Raw genomic sequence first — 16,929 nt, 5'->3', positions numbered from 1 at the left:
CGGCTCAGCCGCCGGGCGCCGCGTTCTCCGCCCGGATCATCCGTCGCAGGCTGGAGCGGGCCGCTGCCAGGTCCTCCTCGGTCTCGGCCAGCCGTTCCTCCAGCTCGGCCTTCTCCCTGCGCAGGGTGTCACGCTCGGCAGTCAGGTCCTCGTGATGGCGGGTCAACTCGTCCACCCTCGCCACCAGGTCGGCGGACCCGACCTGATCGAGTTGCTGACCGAGCTGCCGTTGAAGCGCCGCCTTCAGCTTGTCGCGCTCGCCCCGCAGAGCGGCAACCTGCTGCTTTGACAGTTCCAGGTCCGTCCGCAGGCTTGCCGCACTCGACGACAGCCCGGACCTGGTCTCCCGTCGCGGCTGGCCCGCCTGCTTCTTGCGGGCCGCCTCGATGTGCTCGCGGACGCCTTCTGCATAGACCAGCCAGTTCGACACCCCGGCCTCCTTGGCGACGGCCGCGAAGGTGACCGCATCGCCACGGGCCGCCATCTGGTCCACGACCGCCAGGACCCTGGCCCGCTTGTCCCGGCTGTCTTTGCGGCGGGAGGCGGCCAGCACCTCACGGGGGGATCGTTTGTCCGTCATGCGCTGGACTCTCCCGACCTGATCACGGTCAGCGGCAGCATCATGCGACCCTTGGCCGCCCGGCTCTTGCGCAGGACCTTCACCGATTCCATCAGCTCTTCTCGCTCGTTCTCCGGCAGAGCCTCGACCTGCTCGTGCATGTTCGCCGCGACCTTCTTGAACGAGTTGATCTGGTCCTGAAGGTTGCGGATCACGTACTCGTCCGTGCCCATCGCCAGCGCGGTCTCCTTGTCCGCCTTCAGGTCCCGGATGTGGTCCTCGATCGCGGCGAGGTAGGACGGGTCAGGACGGTAGAAGCCGCAGCCGGCGCACTGGAACCGGATCGGGCAGGCATGGCCGCCTGCCTTGACGTTCGACGGCTCGACGCATCCGCCGAACGGCACCTGCACCGATCGCATCTGGTAAGCCTTGTTCGAGGACATCGGCGCCGGATTGCCGTGCCGGTCCACGACGTGCAGGCGCATCGTCTTGACCGCCTCCTGCTTCCGCTTCAACGACACCTTGTAGTACCGGGCCGTGGTATCGGCACTTTTGTGATCCATGAGCTCTTTGAGCACGTCGATCGGGACGTTGGCGTCCGCGTGCCGCTGAGCGTAGGAGTGCCGGAACGCGTAGGGGAAGATCTTGTTCTTGTCGAACGGGATGGGCAGGCCGTCCCGGCCGGTCCCCTCCGAGTCGACTCTGTCGAGGCACTGCACCCACTGGCGCATCGCCCGCGCGAGATAACCCGACGTCAGGTGAGGGTACTTGCTGCCATCGGATATGGCGGGGAACAGGTAGTTCTCGCTTCGCCTGGGCGTGACCAGCCCGTCTCGGCGGGCGGCCCAGCGCTGGATGTGCTCGGCGGTGTCCCGGGTGATCGGCAGCCGTCGCTTCAGCCGCTTGCCCTTGTAGTTGTTCCAGATCAAGAAGATGTCGTTGCCCGCGAACTCCAGGCAGTTCCGCTTCAGGCTCACCACTTCCCACGGCCGCCTGCCGGTGTCCCGAAGGATCCGGTAAACCGCCTGGAACATGGCCGCGATGTCGCTCTCGGCATAGCCGCGGTAGGGAAATCCGATGCCGAAACCGTCCAAACGGGCGTCGAGTTGGCGGATCACCGACTCGGGGATGGCCTTGCCGATCTCGTCCTCGTTGGACTCCTCGCGGATGATCCGCAGTGACTTGTGCCGGCCGAACGTGCCGGGCAGATCATTCAGCAGCCCGGCCCGGCGGCCGAAGTCCAGGACGTTGTGCAGCATCGACAGGCAGTCCGCCCGATGCTTGCTGGCAAACAGATTGCCGTCCTTCCTGGTCATCGCGCGAAAGCCCTCCACGACCAAGGTCATATCGGCGAACCGCACCTGACTCGGGTCCAGCCCTCCGCCGGGCTGACGGTGCAGAACCGTGGAGGTCAGGACGCATGCCTCCAGGTGGCGGCGGAAGCGGTTGCTGTCCGGCTGTGTGGACCGGGCCCACTCCATCAGCGCATCCCGCAGCCACGGCTGCTTGATGACCGTGAAATCGACCTTGACCGACCGCGAGCCCGGCCCAGTTCGCCCCGGACGGTGGCCGATCGGCCCGTGCACCGCCCTCATGTCCCAGATCAGCTTGTCGGTGGGCTTGATCCCCGTGAACTGTTCGTGCCCGCGCTCGATGATCCAGGCGATGTCCCGGAGCATGGCCGTGCGATTCGACACCTCGGGCCATCCGGCGGGAGAGAATGTCTCAGGCTTCGCGGTCAACAGGCAGTCCACTCCGGTGAGTTCCTTGATCACCGAGCGGATCGGGGAGGGCTGCATCACTCGCGTGCGCAGATCACGCTGCTGAAGTGCGTAGAGCACTTCCAGCCTGGCGACGTCGCTCAACGGCGCCAACGAGAACTGGTGACTGGCCAGGTAGGGCGTCGCGTGCTCGATCCAGTCATCGAGGTCCGCGACCTTCACGCCCCCCTTGCCCTTCGACCACCACGCATAGTGGATCCGGCACAGCCCCGTCTTGAGCGTGACCTGCTCAAATGGACAACCGGCCACCAGGCAGTCCGGCCAGGCACCGAGCGGCATTGCGACATCGCGGACCCACTCCTCAAGCGTCCCGTCGAACGGCCGGCGCTTGTCCGCCGCCCGGCTGGCCTTGATCCACTGGACGCTGTGCCCGCGACACAGGCCCCTGAAGTGCAGTTCGCGCTGACACCGTGCGCCGTCGCGCTCGACGGTGCAGGGCAATGCCCGCATGTAGACGCGGTTCCGGCTCGGCCGGTAGGTGGCGCTGAACTCCTCCTCGGTGAGCCCGCTGAGCCGGAAATGGTCCTCGCAGGACTTGCACCGCCGGTTGCGGGCTTTGTGGGTCACCGGGCACGTGTCGATGATGCACGGCCATGCCACCGTCTTGTCGCTGTCGAGATCGCCGGTGAACAGCCACGATCCGCCGTCCCACTCGCCCGGCCGCCAGTCCTCCAGCAATTGCGACTTCAGCCAGGCCACCCAAGCGCTCAGGTCGGGTGCGGACCGGCCGGGCAGGTCGATGACCTCCGCGACGTTCCCGTTCACGAGAGGCCCTGGCCCTTCTGGATCGCCGCGACGCGTTCGACGGCCTCCCGCTTGTCCTCGTCCGTCGCATGGACGTAGGGCTCCATCGACGACTCCGCGACGTGCCCCATCAGGTTCTTCACCACGTCACGCGGGGTCTTGTTGCGGATCCAGGTGGTCGCGGCGGTGTGCCGCAGCATGTGCGGCCGGGCCGGGAACCCTGCCTTTGCCGCCAGCCGGTCGAACAGGTCCTTCGCGTTGTGATAGGTCATCGCGCGACCCAGCGGCGCCTTGAAGAGGTTGACGAACACCATGTCGACATCGGCGGCCTCGCCGACCTGGTCCCGCTCGAAGACGTAGTCCGCGTAGAGCGTCACCAACTCGTCCGTCACCGGTATCCACCGCGGCATACGGGCCTTGGCCAAAGCGCCGTTGGAATTGCGCCGCCGCCGGACATGGATGTGTGGACCGGCGACCTGGCAGCCGAGCCCGGCCGAGTTCGACAGGAAATGCATGTCCTCCCGGCGCAATCCCAGGGCCTCCCCGATCCGGACGCCGGTGCCGGCCAGCAGAGCCACCAAGAAGCGGTCCCTGGCATGCCGGGTCAGCCCGATGATGGTCGTGAACTGTGCGGGGTTCAGCCACTCGTAGCCCTCGACTGCCACCTCGAACTTGATCGCCTTCGTTCGCACCGTGCGGAACTGCCCTTCCTCGCCCGGGTCGTAGCCCGGCGGCAGACAGGACAGGTACTTCTGCTCAGACAGTTGAGCGACCGTCTCCGCCGATACCCATCCCTGCTGGGAGCAGAACCGCAGAAACTGACAGACCGTCGTCATGATCTGGTTCGCGGTCTTCTTATCGCGGAAGCGCTCCTCGACTGCCTTCTTCCGAGCCCGCGACGGCAGTGGCTCATCAATGAGCCAGTGCAAGAACCGGGCCAGCCCTGGCAGCCCCGGCTTCTTCCAGTCCAGGCCGTGATCCGTGCAGTACGACAGATACAAGGCGACCCGAGGCGCGTACGTGCGCTCGGTGTTGATCGACCGATCTGCCATCCGGAGGCTCGCCAAGTAGGCGCACGCCTCCACATGCAGTTCGTACTCCGACGAGACCACCACCCATGACACGGACTCGTCGCGGGGGGAGACAGCGCGTTCAGCCGTGTACCGAGGAGACATGACGGCGAACGTACCAGACGTGACAGACACCTAGTAGATACCTTTCAGAGACATAAGAATGGGCCCTCAACACTCATGTGCCAGAGGCCATATGACTCCTATAGATAACGTGGTCGCCAAGGCGTAGGTCGCGGCGGGTGATGTCGGCCGGGTTGTGCAGGGTGGCGTAGGTGATGGTGGCGCCGTCGATCACGACCGGTTCCAGGACGGCGCGCGGGGCGACGATGCCGGTGCGGCCGACGTTCCACTCCACTTCGAGCAGCCGGGTGATCTTCTCGACGGCGGGGAGTTTGTAGGCGATCGCCCAGCGCGGGGCCCGCGTCCCGGAACCGGCGGCCTGCTGGTCGGCGGCCAGGTCGGCCTTGATGACGATCCCGTCGATCCCGAACGGCAAGTCGGCCCGCAGGGCCGCGATCTCCTGTACGCGGGCCAGCACTTGCTCGACGCTGGTGGCGGTGGTGCCGGGCACCGCGGTGGTGGCAGTGGTGTTCACCCCGAACGCGGCGGCCTGCACCATCAGGTCGCTGTGCGCGAGCTCGCCCAGCCGTACGGCGAGCGCCTGCTCGGTGTCGGCCAGGGGCAGCAGGCCGTAGCCGAAGAACGTCATCGGCACTGTGTAGGCGCGCTCCTTGGCGCGCAGGGTGCCCGCCGCGGCGCCGCGCGGATTGGCGAACGGCTGCCCGCGGTGCCCGGTACGCACCTCGTTGCCATGCTCGAACTGAGCGGTGGTCATCAGGACTTCGCCGCGGACCTCCACGGTGACCGGCTCGGTGAGTTCGTCCGGCAGGCCCTCGATGGTGCCGATCGCGTGCGAGACGTCCTCCCCGGCCGTCCCGTTCCCGCGGGTGATCAGCTGTCTCAGGCGGCCGCCGATGTAGCGGGCAGCGACCGCGAGCCCGTCCAGCTTCGGCTCGACACTGAAGCGCTCCACGTCGTGGCCGACCCTCCGGGCCAGCGAGGCGGTCCAGGCGGTGAACTCCTCCGGCGAGAACACGTTGTCCAGGCTCAGCATCGCCACCGTGTGCGGCACATCGCCCTCCACCGCGCCACCGGCGACCTTCCCCGTCGGCGAGTTCGACAGCACCTGGTCGGGATGGTCGGCCTCCCACGCGGCGATGCCGCGCACCAGGCGGTCGTAGGAGTCGTCGTCCAGCACGGACGTACCGCCCGCATAGTAGGCGGCCGACGCCTTCACCGCCTCCTCGACCGCCTGCGCGTAGGCGGCAACATCCACGATCACTGCAGCTGGTGTGCTCATACCCGCCATCCTGCCTGCCACCACTGACAACGCCCCGGGGCTGGATCAGCTGCCGGTGGCCGCGCGTCACCGTGATCACCATTCGCCGCCGGTTCTCCGACGGGGAGGGCCAAGGGGTCGGATCAGTCCGCCATCTGGGTGCCGAACCGCGGGGTGCCGGACGTGGAGACCTTGGCGGCGGTCAGGCCGATGCCTCGGCCGGATGTGTTGATCTTCGAGCCGTCGGAGGCGAAGGCCACAACGTAGCCGTCGCTGTTGTTCTCCCCAGGCAGGCTGACCGTCAGGTCCGCCCTGCCGTCGCCGGTGGCGTCGGTGAGCAGCAGTTCGCCGCCGAAGCCGTCGTTCTTCTCGTTGCCGCCGGGCACGCCGGGCGTGTCCTGGGCCAGGGACTGCGCGGCGGCGCCCTGGAAGCCGGACGTCGAGCCGTAGAGGACGGAGACCATGCCGGCGTCGGCGATGCCGTTCAGGTCCTCGCCCGGCGAGCCGACGGCGAGATCGTCGTAGCCGTCGCCGTTGATGTCGCCGAGGGAGAGCTCCCAGCCGAAGGCGTCACCCGTCTCGCCCGTACCGGGGACACCGGCGCTGTTCTGCTCCAAGGTCCCCGTGCCGCCGGTAGGACCGGTCGAGGTGCCCCAGACGAGCTGGATGGCACCGCCCTTGGCGGTCCCCGGGCTGTACGAGGAGGCGTCCCAGTGGTTGCCGATGACGATGTCGCCGTAGCCGTCGTTGTCGACGTCGCCGATGTCGGAGATGAGCCCGGCCGGCAGCTTTCGGGCACCGGAGGTGGTCACACCGCCGGTGGAGCCGGGCAGGTAGTAGTTGGCGTTGAAGTAGTAGTCGCCGCTCGTCTCGCCCTCGTAGCCGTCGACGAGCAGGTCGGTGCGGCCGTCGTTGTTCACGTCGCCCGGCGTGAGGTTGAAGATGTCGTTGCCGGGCACCTTCAGGACGGGCGTGGTGACCTTGTAATGGCCGCCGGTGGAACCGGACTTGGTGAAGCCGCCGCGGTAGATGTCGATCGTGTTCTGGTCCGAGCCGATGGCGAGGTCGTCACGGCCGTCGCCGTTGTAGTCGCCGGCGGCGAGCGGGGCGCCGAAGGAGTCGTGGCTGGTGCCGGCGGGGTCGGAGACCGTGGTGCCGCCCGACAGACCGGTGGAGCCGCCCCACAGGAGGACCGCGGTGCCGCCGTTGGTGTCAGAGCCGACGTCCTCGCCGGGCACACCCACGGCCAGGTCGGCGTAGCCGTCGCCGTTGAAGTCACCGGCCGTGGTGTGCGAACCGAATCCGTCGCTCGCCTCGGCGCCGCCCGGTACGCCCGCGCTGTTCTGGGAGAGCGTCTGGACCTTGGCGGCGCCCGCGCCGGTCGGGGAGCCGTACAGGACCGTCACGGAACCGGCGGCCGAGTGGCCGCCCACCGAGGCACGCGGGGCGGAGACCGCTATGTCCTGGTGCCCGTCGCCGTTGAAGTCGCCCTCCAGGCCTGAGACGGCAGCCGCGGGGCCTGCGACAGCGACGAGCAGACCGCCGGTGAGTGCGCCAACGGTTGCGGTTGCCACGGCTGTACGGAGGTTCTTGCGCATGTGGTTCTCCTGCTGAATACGGATGACTTGCCCGTTGGCCCGGTGTTCTCCTGGGCTTAACGGGGTGATTGCGGTGCAGGAGACCTCTGGTGTGCGCGGATGGTTGTATGCCGAACGAGAGATGGGAAAACGAGAGATGGGAACGACGGCGTCGAACTCGTCAATCGCGAGGCTTTACATCTCCGTGAAAGCGACGAGCCCGGCACGATGATCATCACCACCGTCACCGAGCTCGCCGCCCTCTTACGTCACCTCAGTCGCTGAACGGCGCGCCCATATTTGGCAGCTCGGTCAGCCCGGTAGCCGTCGGCCCCCCGCTCGAGCCGCGCCGCAGCACGGGGACGTCGGTCGCGCCGATGCCCAGGTCCGCCTTGCCGTCGCCGGTCACGTCGCGCAGGCGCAGGGCGTAGCCGAAGGACTCATGCGAGTCGGCCGCACCCTGAACCGTCTGCGGGATCCACGATGATCGTGCACCGTTCAGGCCGCCGGAACCGCCCCGGAACACGTGGACGCCGCCTTGGTCCTCCAGGCCGTTCACGTCCTCGTGCGGCACGCCGACCACCAGGTCCGCATAGCCGTCGCCGTTGGTGTCGCCGGCCGAGACGGAGTAGCCGAAGTTGTCGTCCGCCTCCGGACTGCCGGAGACGCCGGAGCTGGCCTGGTTGTACGTCATCGAGCCGCTCGGGCCGGAGGACGTGCCGCGCCAGACGCTGACGATGCCCTTGCCGTCGTTGTTGTCGGGCAGGCCGACGGCGATGTCGCCGTAGCCGTCCTTGTTGAAGTCGCCGATCGCCGCCGTCCACGGAGCGCTGATGTACGTCTTGGAGGCGCCCGAAGTCAGGCCGCCCGAGGCGCCCTTGAGGAACCAGATCCGCGGGACCGGCTTGTTGTCGATGAACTGCTCGCCGAGTACCACCAGATCGGTCTTGCCGTCGCCGTTGACCTTGCCGGCGGCGAAGCCGTACGAGTACCAGCCCTGGCCCTCTTTGTCGATCTTACTGACGCTGCCGGTGCTACCCGACTTGGTGGCCGCGGTACAGCCAGGCCTCGTGGCCGCCGATGACCGCGAGGTCGGCCGAGCCGTCGCCGTTGAAGTCGCCGGTGGCGAGGTCGCGGCCGAAGTAGCTGCCGGCGCCGGACTTCGGGGTCACGTTGGTCCCGCCCGACAGGCCGGACCGGGAGCCCCAGACGATGGTGACCGAGCCGCGGTACTGCGTGCTGCCGACCGTCTCCATCGAGTTGCCGACGATCAGGTCCGCGTAGCCGTCCTTGTTGAGGTCGGCACTGCTGATCGACTCGCCGAACATGTCGTCTTCTTCGCCGGAACCGGGAATGCCCGGGCTGTCCTGGTGGACAACCTGGGTGCGGGAGGTGTCGAGGCCGCCGGCCTTGCCGTAGACGACGTTGACGGCACCGCCCTCCCAGCCGTCCTCGCCGGAGATGCTTTGGTAGTAATGGCTGTACGCCAGGTCCCGGTATCCGTCACCGTTGAAGTCGTCGTAGTGCTTGGCCACCGCTGCGGACGCCGGCGCGCTCAGGGCAAGCGGGGTGAGGCCCCCGGTGAGGAGGGCGGCCGCCATGGCCGCCGGGGTGGTGCGTCTGTGCATGGGGAGGGGAGCTCCTTGGGTCTAGCCGGCCATGATCATGCCGAGTCGGGGGTGGTCGTCGCCGGTGGAGATGCCGATGCGGATCGGGCCGTACGTCGTCGCGCCGGACGTCGTCATGCCCAGGGCCGAGCCCTTCAGGACGGTCACGAGGCCGTCGAAGTCGTTCTCGCCGTCCGTGGCGGCCAGCAGGTCGACCCTGCCGTCCCTGTTCACATCGGTGAGTAGATCGCCCGTCAGCGCGGCGGTGGTCGCCGTCGCGAAGGCGAGGCGCTGAGGGTGGTGCTTGTGCATGCGTGGTCTCCTGCTGCATGCGGGGATGCCCGGCGGTCATCCGCGGTTGGTGGGTACCTCTCCCGCCCGTGTTTGCCAGGAGTTGTCCCCTGCTTCACCGGGTGGTCAGCGATCAGGAGACGCTTGGAGGGGCGTGAGGGTTGTACGTGAGTTCGGGCCGCTCTTGAGGCGGCTGCGGCAGGCTCGGGAACTCATCGATGTCGACGAAAGCGGCATGGCCGTCTCGGCCAACGCGAATGTCGCCTTGAGCTCATTGCCGAGAACGGTGGCTAGCCGGGGTCGCGGCGCAACACCGGCCCGCGCCGGGATCCAGTCATCGCGTGGAGGTCGTCAAGCACCCGGCCGTCGCGGCCGGTGAGTGCCGCGTAGGAGTGGGGCCGCGGGAGTCGGCGACGTCCCAGAGCTGGGCGGTGTCGTCCTGTCCCGCGGTGGCCAGGCGGCGTCCGTCCGGAGCGAGGGAGATACCCCCTGCACACCACCCACGGCCGCCCAACACCGACAGCGGACGAGGGCGTGACGGGCAGGGTCCGGCCCTGGACGGTGCCGCCGGCGACCTGCTGAAGGCCACCTACCTGCGCACGTTGAGGGTCGCGGAGGGCGAGATGTGCTCCGGCCGGAGATCTCGGCTGTCACGGATCTGCCCGCCGCGAACACCGGGCCCCTCTGAACCTAAGGCTGAGAAGGCTCCTGAAAGCAGGCCTTTGCGGGTAGGCCCCAGGACGGAAGGGGCGCTGTGCGGCCTCCCGGGCCCGCCGGTCGGCGTCGAGGAATCAAGCGGGCCCGGGAGGGTGAACGTGATTCACACGGTGGTGCAGGCGCTGCCGTTCAGGCTGAAGCCGGAGGGCTTGGCGAAAGTGCCGCCGGACGTGCCCTGGAATCCGAAGGTCGCCTGACCGCCGGCCGCCACCTCTGCGTTGTGGGCCACGTTGCTCGCTGTGACAGCTCCTGAGGCCCCGGACAGGTTGGCGTTCCAGGCTTGGGTGATCCGCTGCCCGGAGGGGAGGGTGAAGGCGAGGTTCCAGCCGCGGACGGGGGAGGAGCCGGTGTTGGTGACGGTGACGTCGGCGGTGAAGCCGCCCTGCCAGACGTTCGTCGCGTACGCCACCTTGCAGGCCGTGGGGCCGCCAGGGCCGCCGGGGTCACCGGAGGAGCCTGTGTTGACGGTGGAGGAGAACGAGGTCACGGCGAGACCCGCGCCGTTCTGCCAGGGCTCGAACCCCGCCTGAACGCTCGTCAGGTACCAGTTGTTCTGCGCGAGTCCCCGGGAGACGGCCTGCCGGGCGAAGTCCATGACGTCGAAATTCCAGTTGGTGATCGCCGATGGTGCGACGAACGACAGCACGTCGTTCGAGCCGTTGTTGCCGGACCACACCTGCCACTCGCGCCCCGCCACGCTGGCGGAGCCGACCGGGGAGCCGATGGGCTGGATGGATCCGACCTTGTTGAACCAGATCATGATCTCGGTCCGGTTCACGCCGTCGGTGCGAGGGGAGGGGTCGAGCCAGATGTCGTACGAGGCGTTGTACGCCGCGTCGTTCACATAGCTGTAGGAGACGCTCGTGGGCGCGGAGGAGATGGTGCTGAGCTGGGCCGGAAGCTTGGTGCCGGGCGAGCAGTTGGTGTAGTGGCAGCCGTCGTAGACGGACGGGTAGGACTTCGGAGCGCCGTTCGTGGGGACGGATCCGTCGGCCTGGGTGATCCGGAATCCCGCGTCGGTGACGGCGATGCACTGAGTGGCGCTGGTGCCCCAGCGGTTGTTCTGGACCACGTAGCGGCCCTGGATGGTGGTTGTGCCGAAGGGTTGGCAGATCGAGGTGTCGGCCTGCGCCACTGGCGCCGTGGTCAGCAACGCGGCGAGTGAGACGAGCGAGGTGAGCAGCGCGCCGAGCAGTCCACGCGCGCTGTGGGCATGGTGCGGTGAAGGACGCATGCGGATCCTCTTCAGAGGCGATGTGGGGTAAGGGAGGTGCTCCCGCAACCCTGTGAATGGGAGCGCTCCCAATCATGGCTCGGCTGGGACTGTAGGGATGGTTCAGGTCCATGACAAGGCCGCCCGCATGAACCCGTCGAACCGATTTCAGAGACGCAGGTCGGACGACGGACTTGTGACACAGTGCGGGGAGCGGGGGGCGCTTGCGGGCGGGTTGGCGGTGTCAGGTCGACTCGCGTAGCACCAGCTCCGTACGGAGGATGACGTGACGCCAGGCCACGGCACCCTCCTCCATCTCCTCCAGGAGCAGTCGGACCATGGCCCGCCCGATCTCCTCGATCGGCTGGCGCACCGTGGTCAGTCGTGGTGTGGTCCGCTGAGCCAGCGGAAAGTCGTCGAAACCGATCACGGCGACATCCTCGGGCACCCTGCGTCCGGCCGCGCGCAGTGCCTCCAGGGCTCCCGCGGCTGTGGTGTCCGATGCGGCGAGGACGCCGTCGACATCCGGATGCCGTTCGAGGAGGTCGGCCATGGCGCGGCGGCCGCTCTCGGCCGTGAAGTCGCTCTCCGCGACAAGGGTCTGCTCGGCCGCCAGGCCCGCCAGCGTCAGGGCTTCTTCATAGCCGCGCAGTCGGCACTGGGCGACGTACATGTCTAGCGGGCCCGTGATGGTCGCAACCACTCTGCGGCCCTGTCGCAGGAGTTGGGAGACGGCGCTGCGGGCGCCGCCGATGTTGTCCGCGTCGACGTAGCTGACGTACTCCTCTCCCGAACGGCGCCCCAGCAGCACGGTCGGCATGCGGGCCTCGGCGAGCATGTCCGGCAGCCGATCGCCGGCGCGCACGGACAGGAGCAGGACACCGTCGACCCGGCCGCCGCGCGCGTACTCGAGGAAGCGCTGCCGCTCCGCGTCCGAGCGCACCAAGGTCAGCAGCAACTGCATCCCGGTGTCCGTCAGCGCGTCCCCGAGTGAGCGCACGATCTCGGAGAAGAAGGGCTCCGCGAACGACCGCCAGTCCGGCTCCGTCACGACCAGGGCGACGGCATCGGCCCGCCGCCCCGCCAGTGAACGGGCCGCGAGATTGGGCACGTACTCCAGTTCTTCGATGGCCCGCCGCACGGCCCGGCGCGTCGACTCCTTCACCCCCGCCGCATTGTTGATGACACGGGAGACAGTGCCCCGCCCCACCCCGGCACGAGCGGCCACCTCTTCCAGTGTCGGTGTCCCCGGGCGCCGTCTGCCCATGACCACCTCCCCCACGAGATCACCGATCTTACCGGCCGGAGCCAACCGAGCACACGACTTGGCCAAGGGCACGGGAACAGGTGATGGCCCTGCACGCGAGGGTTGGGAGCGCTCCCGATCCGAGTGGTGATTATGCGTTTCCGTCGCTGACGGCCGTGCTGGAATCGCGCGAGGACCGGCAGCCCCCAGTGCGGGCGGGGCCGCCCGGCCGGGGACCCCGTCACCAGGCGACGGGGTCGTGTACGCGGATCGCCGACGGGGGCTACTCGAGGAGTTCCGAGTACGAGCCTCATGGCCAGGGCTATGTCCGCCTGGGCCCAGAACCGGTGGTCGTTGGTGTAGTCGGCGCCGGTGACGTGAAGTTTCGTGTCGGCACCGGGACTTGACGGGTTCCAGGTGTCGGGTTGGCCCGACCACTGGAGGGTGTGCGGTGGTCACGGTGCGTCGTTGTGCCTCGGCTGTTGCGCTCTACGGCCGACGCTTGCTCGGCCCAGTCAGAGGGACGGTGAATTCTGGCGAGAGGTTCTGTAGTGGTTCAAGTAGGCATGCTGGTCTTCGTCGAGTGAGGGTTTGTCCTCGCTCTCGACTGCCCCGCTGATGCGGTTCTCGATCCAGAAGCGGTAGGCCCACTCCTCGAAGGTGGGAGCGCAGTACTGGAGAGCCTCCATCTGCTCGTCCAAGTCGTCGATGTCACTGTCCCCGTTGAACTCGCCGCCGCTGGCATGGGCTTCGTACTCATACTCATACTCCAGATGGGAGTGCACCACGAAGGCCGAGTTGCCGGGACGCAGGTAGAAGTACCAAAGGACGCAGTCTTGTTGGTCGCGGAAGAAGCGGACAAGGAAGGCTCCGGGCTCAACCGGACTGGGTATTGGCCTGGAAAGGCTGTTCCAGCACCAAGTCAGCGACTGGTCGCCCAGGATGTCCGGAAGATTCGCCGAAGTGAAATAGGTGATGAAGTCCTCGGGGAGCGAAAGCCCCTTCCGGTCCAGCTCCTTCGTCACTGTTCGAAGTTCGGTGACGCGGTCCACGGAGGTCCCGGTGCGCCCCCCGAGCCATTCGAAGGTCCCCCTGAAACGTCGTTCGTCCAACGGCGGCAAGGAATCGTGGGAGTAGTGGTCGTAGGTATTGGGACAGGAACGGTGACCCCCCAGATCGCTTCCGCACCAGCTGGCGTCGAAGCGGATGTTCATCTCTCTGATTCCCTCCGTGTCTCCCCGATCTGCTGTCGCAGAGCGAGAAATCCGGTCATCGTACTGATCGCAGCGACTTGGCCTGGCTGTCAGACGAACTATGTCGCGGGGCAAGCGTTCGAGGACGTGACCGGCAAGACTCACGACGACTTTCACGACGCCATCGATGCCCAGACCTTCGATTGAGGCACAGTGACGGGCTCACGGTGCACCTTGTCGTCGAGGAAGATAAGGAGGCTGCGGCTCCGGGATGGCCTGCTGGCAGGCCGTACCGCCCATCCGCGGCAAGCGCGGACGACCCCGTCAGCGCCCCGACGTCCCCTGCGCCGACCGCGGTTACGAGCACAACGTCTAGCGCCGCCAGGTCCGTGAGCCGGGCAACCCGCTCATCGCCCGGCGCGGCCCCGAGCACGGAAGCGGGCTGGGCAAGAACCGCCGGGGCGTCGAAGTGGCCTTCGCAATTCTGCGCCGGTTCCGCCGACTGCGTATCCGTTGGGAAATCCGCGCCGACATCCACCAGGCATTCCTCACCCTCGGTTGCGCAGTCGTCTGCTGGCGGCGCCTCAAAAAAATGCCGATCTGAGCCCTCAGCCCGAACCGCCGACCAGCGCCTCGCCGAGGGGGGTGCGCCGGTAGAGCACCGACCGTCCGGACCGGGCGCGGACGAGTAGCCCCGCGCCGCGGAGGATGGCGAGGTGGTCTCCTACCGCGCCGGGTGCCATGGCGAGGCTTCGGGCGAGGTGGCTGGTACTGGCCGGGGCGTCCAGCGCCACCAGCAGCCGGGCTCGGGCCCGGCCGACCAGAGCGGTCAGCGCGTCCGGTTGGGGGACGGTCTTTTGTTCGCCCCACAGGGCGGCGGTGCCGCGGGCAGGATAGACCAAGGTCCTGGGCCAGGGGTCTTCCAGGTGGGCGGCGATATTCCCGACGAAGACCGAAGGGATCAGCAGTAGCCCATCGCCGTCGAGGTGGACTGTTCCGCCTCGGAAGAAGCCGAGCTCGATACCGCCGGCGCGCCAGGCGATGCCAGGGTGCAGGCTCTCGATGGTCGTGGCCCATCCGTGTTCGCCGATCACGCCCACCCGGTGCACGACATCGCGCTCACAAATCGTGCGCAGTTGCGGCCAGTCCGTGGCGAGCAGCTCGTGCCACGCCTGGTCCATCGCCTCGGCGATCCTGGAGACGGCGTCCGTCGAGTCCAGCACTGCGCGTACGCGGGGATCACGGGCGGACGGGCCGGTCGCAGTGGTGGCGAATTCGTGGCGGGCTGCTTCCAGCGGTGTGGCCCGGATCATGGCCAGGTCGTCTGCCCAGCTCTGGTTGAGGCCGCGCGGGGGTGGGGCGATGAAGTTCGGTCCGGATTGCGGGGTGTGCAGGGCGAGGGCGGCGTTCAGTTCGGTCTCGCGGCGAAGCCGTTCAAAGCCCGGCAGGAGCCGGGTGGCCCAGGCTCGCGGCAGCGGCCGGTTTTGGCCGGCGAGCGAGCGTAGCAGTAAGCAGAGGTCCATCGCGGGCGACAGTGCGAAGCGGCTGCGCAGCAGGTCCTCGACGGAGACTTCGAAGCGGAGCACGCTGCCATGCTATCGCGGGACGTCTGTTCAGATTCGTCCAGCGACGAATCATTGGTGAGTGGCGTGGGCGCACGGCGAGGCTGCGTGTCATGACTCCAACCGCCGAACCCGTGCAGGGCAACCACCGCGCCACCTACCGGGAGGTGCTGGCCGAGCCGCGATTCCGGCTGCTCTTCTCGACCCGCACCGTCGCGATCACTGCGGGCTCACTGCGGATCACCACGTTCTCGGTGCTGGTCTTCGCGGCCACCGGCTCCGCGCTGTTGAGCGCACTGGCCTTCGGCATCGGCTTTCTCCCGCAGTTGTTCGGCTCGCTGCTGCTGGGCTCACTGGCCGACCAACTGCCGCCCCGTGCGCTCATCGCCGGCGGCTACGCCTTGGAGTGCGCCGCCGCTCTGCTGCTCGCCCTGGTGCGCATGCCGATCGCGGCAAGCCTCGGTGTCGTGGCGCTGGTCGCCCTCGCCGCTCCGGTGTTCGGCGGCGCATCGAGTCGGCTGGTCGCGCAGTGGCTGGAGGGCGACGCCTATGTACTGGGCCGTTCCCTGAACAACATCGCCTCCTCCGGCGCGCAATTGTTCGGTCTGGCGCTGGGAGGTGCGGCCGTCGCGGTACTTGGCCCGCACCTGGCACTCGCGGTAAGCGCCGCCCTGTACCTCGGCTGCGCGCTCGCTATCCGCATCCGGCTACCCCGGCTGCAGCCGGGAGAGTTCGGCGGCACACCCGGCAGCACTTGTGGTGGTGGCGGGGCCGTCCGGGCAAGCCTGCACGGTGCCGGCCTGCTGCTGCGCGGACGCACTGTGCGACGACTGATGCTGGCCCAGTGGCTCCCGTGCGCGTTCGTAGCGGGCGCGGAAGGCCTGATCGTCGCCTACGCGGGAGAACGCCACTTCGCGCCCGGCTGGTACGCGGTGCTGATGGGCTGTCTGCCGGTCGGCATGCTTGTCGGTGACCTGCTGGTGGGTCGACTCCTACGGCCACCCACCCGGGAGCGACTGGTAGTCCCGTTGATTGCGCTGATGGGACTGCCGCTGGTCGGCTTCGCTGCCGAGCCCGGAGAGGGCGTCTCGTCCTGTCTGCTGCTGCTCTGCGGCTTCGGATTCGCCTACGGTCTCGGCCTGCAACGGCCGTTCCTGGACGCCCTGCCGCAGGATGGCCAGGGCCAGGCCTTCGGTCTGCTCGGCTCCGGCAGCATGACGCTGCAGGGCGTCGGGCCGGCCTGCTTCGGCTCGGTGGCCGCAGGCATCGGAACAGGCGGCGCAATCGCCCTGGCAGGCGGCGCTGCGGCGCTTACCGCCGGCTGGATTCTCACCTGGCACCCGCCCACCTCCCCGGTCCCCGTCCCGAACTACTCAACGGGATCAGAGAACGGCACCGAACAGCATGCGTGTAGTTCTCCTGCGCAGTAACCGTCGCAGGTCGGGTCCGCCGCGAGCCGTCACGCACCTCACCCCCACGTCTCTCTGACAGACAGTCATTGCCGAACTCCGCAACTGGCTGTCCACCCCCGGCAGGCCGCAGCAGCCCATGCGTGACTACCTCCGCCTCCAGGACCTCAACTTTGACGTGGTCGAACCGGAGCAGGCGTACGCGGTACTCGGGCAGTTCATCCGCGAGCAGGAAGCAGCCGCTGAGGAGGCGGAGAACGCCACGACAGACACGGAAGGGACTGACGCCCATGTTGTCGAATCGGGAAGCGTCCGCCGGCCTCATCCGCCGCGTCGGCTGGGTGGCCGCGCCGTACGGAGGCGGGGCGTAGCTACTGGCATAGCGTTCTTGCTGCTCCGGGAATCGTTCCCGGACAAGGTGGCCACCCACTTCACCGTCGACGGAAGGGCCGACGGCTACAGTTCACTTGCCGCAGCCTTCGGCTTATACATGCTGGTGTTCGTCATCGAAGCCGTCGCACGATCACCGCAGGCTTCTCTGCCCGAAGGGCCCTGACCACCACTCGGTCTCTGAGCCTCTTCTCCAGCGGCCTGTCCGCCGTGACGGCGTACATCCCT

Annotated in this window: 13 protein-coding genes and 3 pseudogenes; 3 read left to right on the top strand and 13 right to left on the bottom strand. The window is 68.0% G+C overall.

Annotated elements, in window-relative coordinates:
• Positions 1–4 precede the first annotated feature (4 nt).
• From OHT51_RS00875 to OHT51_RS00825, 12 genes and pseudogenes are all read right to left on the bottom strand, one after another.
• On the bottom strand, positions 5–580 hold the full coding sequence (locus OHT51_RS00875; protein ID WP_328876925.1) for a DUF6262 family protein: 576 nt from the start codon (positions 578–580) through the stop codon (positions 5–7).
• A complete protein-coding gene (locus tag OHT51_RS00870) occupies positions 577–3,039 on the bottom strand; it encodes a tyrosine-type recombinase/integrase (protein ID WP_328876924.1) in 2,463 nt (820 codons plus the stop codon). Before OHT51_RS00870 ends, OHT51_RS00875 begins: the two co-directional genes overlap by 4 nt.
• 62 nt (positions 3,040–3,101) lie before the next feature.
• Positions 3,102–4,259, bottom strand: coding sequence for a tyrosine-type recombinase/integrase (locus OHT51_RS00865; RefSeq protein WP_328876923.1), 1,158 nt, complete (start codon positions 4,257–4,259; stop codon positions 3,102–3,104).
• A gap of 103 nt (positions 4,260–4,362) precedes the next feature.
• Positions 4,363–5,517, bottom strand: a pseudogene (locus tag OHT51_RS00860) (NAD-dependent DNA ligase LigA); the annotation flags it as partial.
• 122 nt (positions 5,518–5,639) lie between these two features.
• The gene (locus tag OHT51_RS00855) at positions 5,640–7,094 is read right to left on the bottom strand and encodes an FG-GAP-like repeat-containing protein (RefSeq protein WP_328876922.1); all 1,455 of its coding nucleotides are present in this window, start codon (positions 7,092–7,094) and stop codon (positions 5,640–5,642) included.
• Between the two features lie 253 nt (positions 7,095–7,347).
• Entirely contained in the window at positions 7,348–8,010 is a 663-nt protein-coding gene (locus OHT51_RS00850) for an FG-GAP and VCBS repeat-containing protein (protein WP_328876921.1), read from the bottom strand.
• A 97-nt stretch (positions 8,011–8,107) separates the two neighbouring features.
• Positions 8,108–8,701: an FG-GAP repeat domain-containing protein gene (locus OHT51_RS00845; protein ID WP_328876920.1), complete on the bottom strand. Its 594-nt coding sequence runs from the start codon at positions 8,699–8,701 to the stop codon at positions 8,108–8,110.
• 21 nt (positions 8,702–8,722) lie between these two features.
• Positions 8,723–8,992 (bottom strand): hypothetical protein, encoded by a 270-nt coding sequence (locus tag OHT51_RS00840; protein ID WP_328876919.1) that lies wholly within the window; start codon positions 8,990–8,992, stop codon positions 8,723–8,725.
• Between the two features lie 799 nt (positions 8,993–9,791).
• The gene (locus tag OHT51_RS00835) at positions 9,792–10,922 is read right to left on the bottom strand and encodes a GH12 family glycosyl hydrolase domain-containing protein (RefSeq protein ID WP_328876918.1); all 1,131 of its coding nucleotides are present in this window, start codon (positions 10,920–10,922) and stop codon (positions 9,792–9,794) included.
• 223 nt (positions 10,923–11,145) lie between these two features.
• Positions 11,146–12,168 carry a LacI family DNA-binding transcriptional regulator gene (locus tag OHT51_RS00830; RefSeq protein ID WP_328876917.1) on the bottom strand — a complete coding sequence of 341 codons (1,023 nt, stop codon included), beginning with the start codon at positions 12,166–12,168 and terminating at the stop codon, positions 11,146–11,148.
• A gap of 329 nt (positions 12,169–12,497) precedes the next feature.
• A pseudogene (locus tag OHT51_RS43265) lies at positions 12,498–12,599 on the bottom strand (glycoside hydrolase family 48 protein); the annotation flags it as partial.
• A gap of 63 nt (positions 12,600–12,662) precedes the next feature.
• Positions 12,663–13,361 (bottom strand): hypothetical protein, encoded by a 699-nt coding sequence (locus OHT51_RS00825; protein ID WP_328876916.1) that lies wholly within the window; start codon positions 13,359–13,361, stop codon positions 12,663–12,665.
• Positions 13,362–13,626: 265 nt separating this feature from the next.
• Here OHT51_RS00825 and OHT51_RS00820 point away from each other — a divergent pair.
• Positions 13,627–13,944, top strand: a pseudogene (locus OHT51_RS00820) (IS5/IS1182 family transposase); the annotation flags it as partial.
• A 4-nt stretch (positions 13,945–13,948) separates the two neighbouring features.
• Here the strand turns inward: OHT51_RS00820 and OHT51_RS00815 are convergent.
• Entirely contained in the window at positions 13,949–14,926 is a 978-nt protein-coding gene (locus OHT51_RS00815) for an ArsR/SmtB family transcription factor (RefSeq protein WP_328876915.1), read from the bottom strand.
• An 89-nt stretch (positions 14,927–15,015) separates the two neighbouring features.
• On the opposite strand from OHT51_RS00815, the gene OHT51_RS00810 reads away from it, so the two are divergent.
• The gene (locus OHT51_RS00810; RefSeq protein ID WP_328876914.1) at positions 15,016–16,332 is read left to right on the top strand and encodes an MFS transporter; all 1,317 of its coding nucleotides are present in this window, start codon (positions 15,016–15,018) and stop codon (positions 16,330–16,332) included.
• Positions 16,333–16,450: 118 nt separating this feature from the next.
• On the top strand, positions 16,451–16,867 hold the full coding sequence (locus OHT51_RS00805; protein ID WP_328876913.1) for a DUF1648 domain-containing protein: 417 nt from the start codon (positions 16,451–16,453) through the stop codon (positions 16,865–16,867).
• Positions 16,868–16,929: the final 62 nt, after the last annotated feature.

Source organism: Streptomyces sp. NBC_00299 (assembly GCF_036173045.1).
Taxonomy (GTDB): Bacteria; Actinomycetota; Actinomycetes; order Streptomycetales; family Streptomycetaceae; genus Streptomyces; species Streptomyces machairae.
The sequence above is the reverse complement of the archived record's forward strand: the minus strand, read 5'-3'. Positions and strand labels throughout refer to the sequence as shown.

Coding starts and splice junctions, on each gene's coding strand:
- OHT51_RS00875 (WP_328876925.1), bottom strand. CDS start 580: ATGACGGACAAACGATCCCCCCGTGAGGTGCTGGCCGCCTCCCGCCGC.
- OHT51_RS00865 (WP_328876923.1), bottom strand. CDS start 4,259: ATGTCTCCTCGGTACACGGCTGAACGCGCTGTCTCCCCCCGCGACGAG.
- OHT51_RS00855 (WP_328876922.1), bottom strand. CDS start 7,094: ATGCGCAAGAACCTCCGTACAGCCGTGGCAACCGCAACCGTTGGCGCA.
- OHT51_RS00845 (WP_328876920.1), bottom strand. CDS start 8,701: ATGCACAGACGCACCACCCCGGCGGCCATGGCGGCCGCCCTCCTCACC.
- OHT51_RS00840 (WP_328876919.1), bottom strand. CDS start 8,992: ATGCACAAGCACCACCCTCAGCGCCTCGCCTTCGCGACGGCGACCACC.
- OHT51_RS00835 (WP_328876918.1), bottom strand. CDS start 10,922: ATGCGTCCTTCACCGCACCATGCCCACAGCGCGCGTGGACTGCTCGGC.
- OHT51_RS00830 (WP_328876917.1), bottom strand. CDS start 12,168: ATGGGCAGACGGCGCCCGGGGACACCGACACTGGAAGAGGTGGCCGCT.
- OHT51_RS00825 (WP_328876916.1), bottom strand. CDS start 13,361: ATGAACATCCGCTTCGACGCCAGCTGGTGCGGAAGCGATCTGGGGGGT.
- OHT51_RS00810 (WP_328876914.1), top strand. CDS start 15,016: ATGACTCCAACCGCCGAACCCGTGCAGGGCAACCACCGCGCCACCTAC.
- OHT51_RS00805 (WP_328876913.1), top strand. CDS start 16,451: ATGCGTGACTACCTCCGCCTCCAGGACCTCAACTTTGACGTGGTCGAA.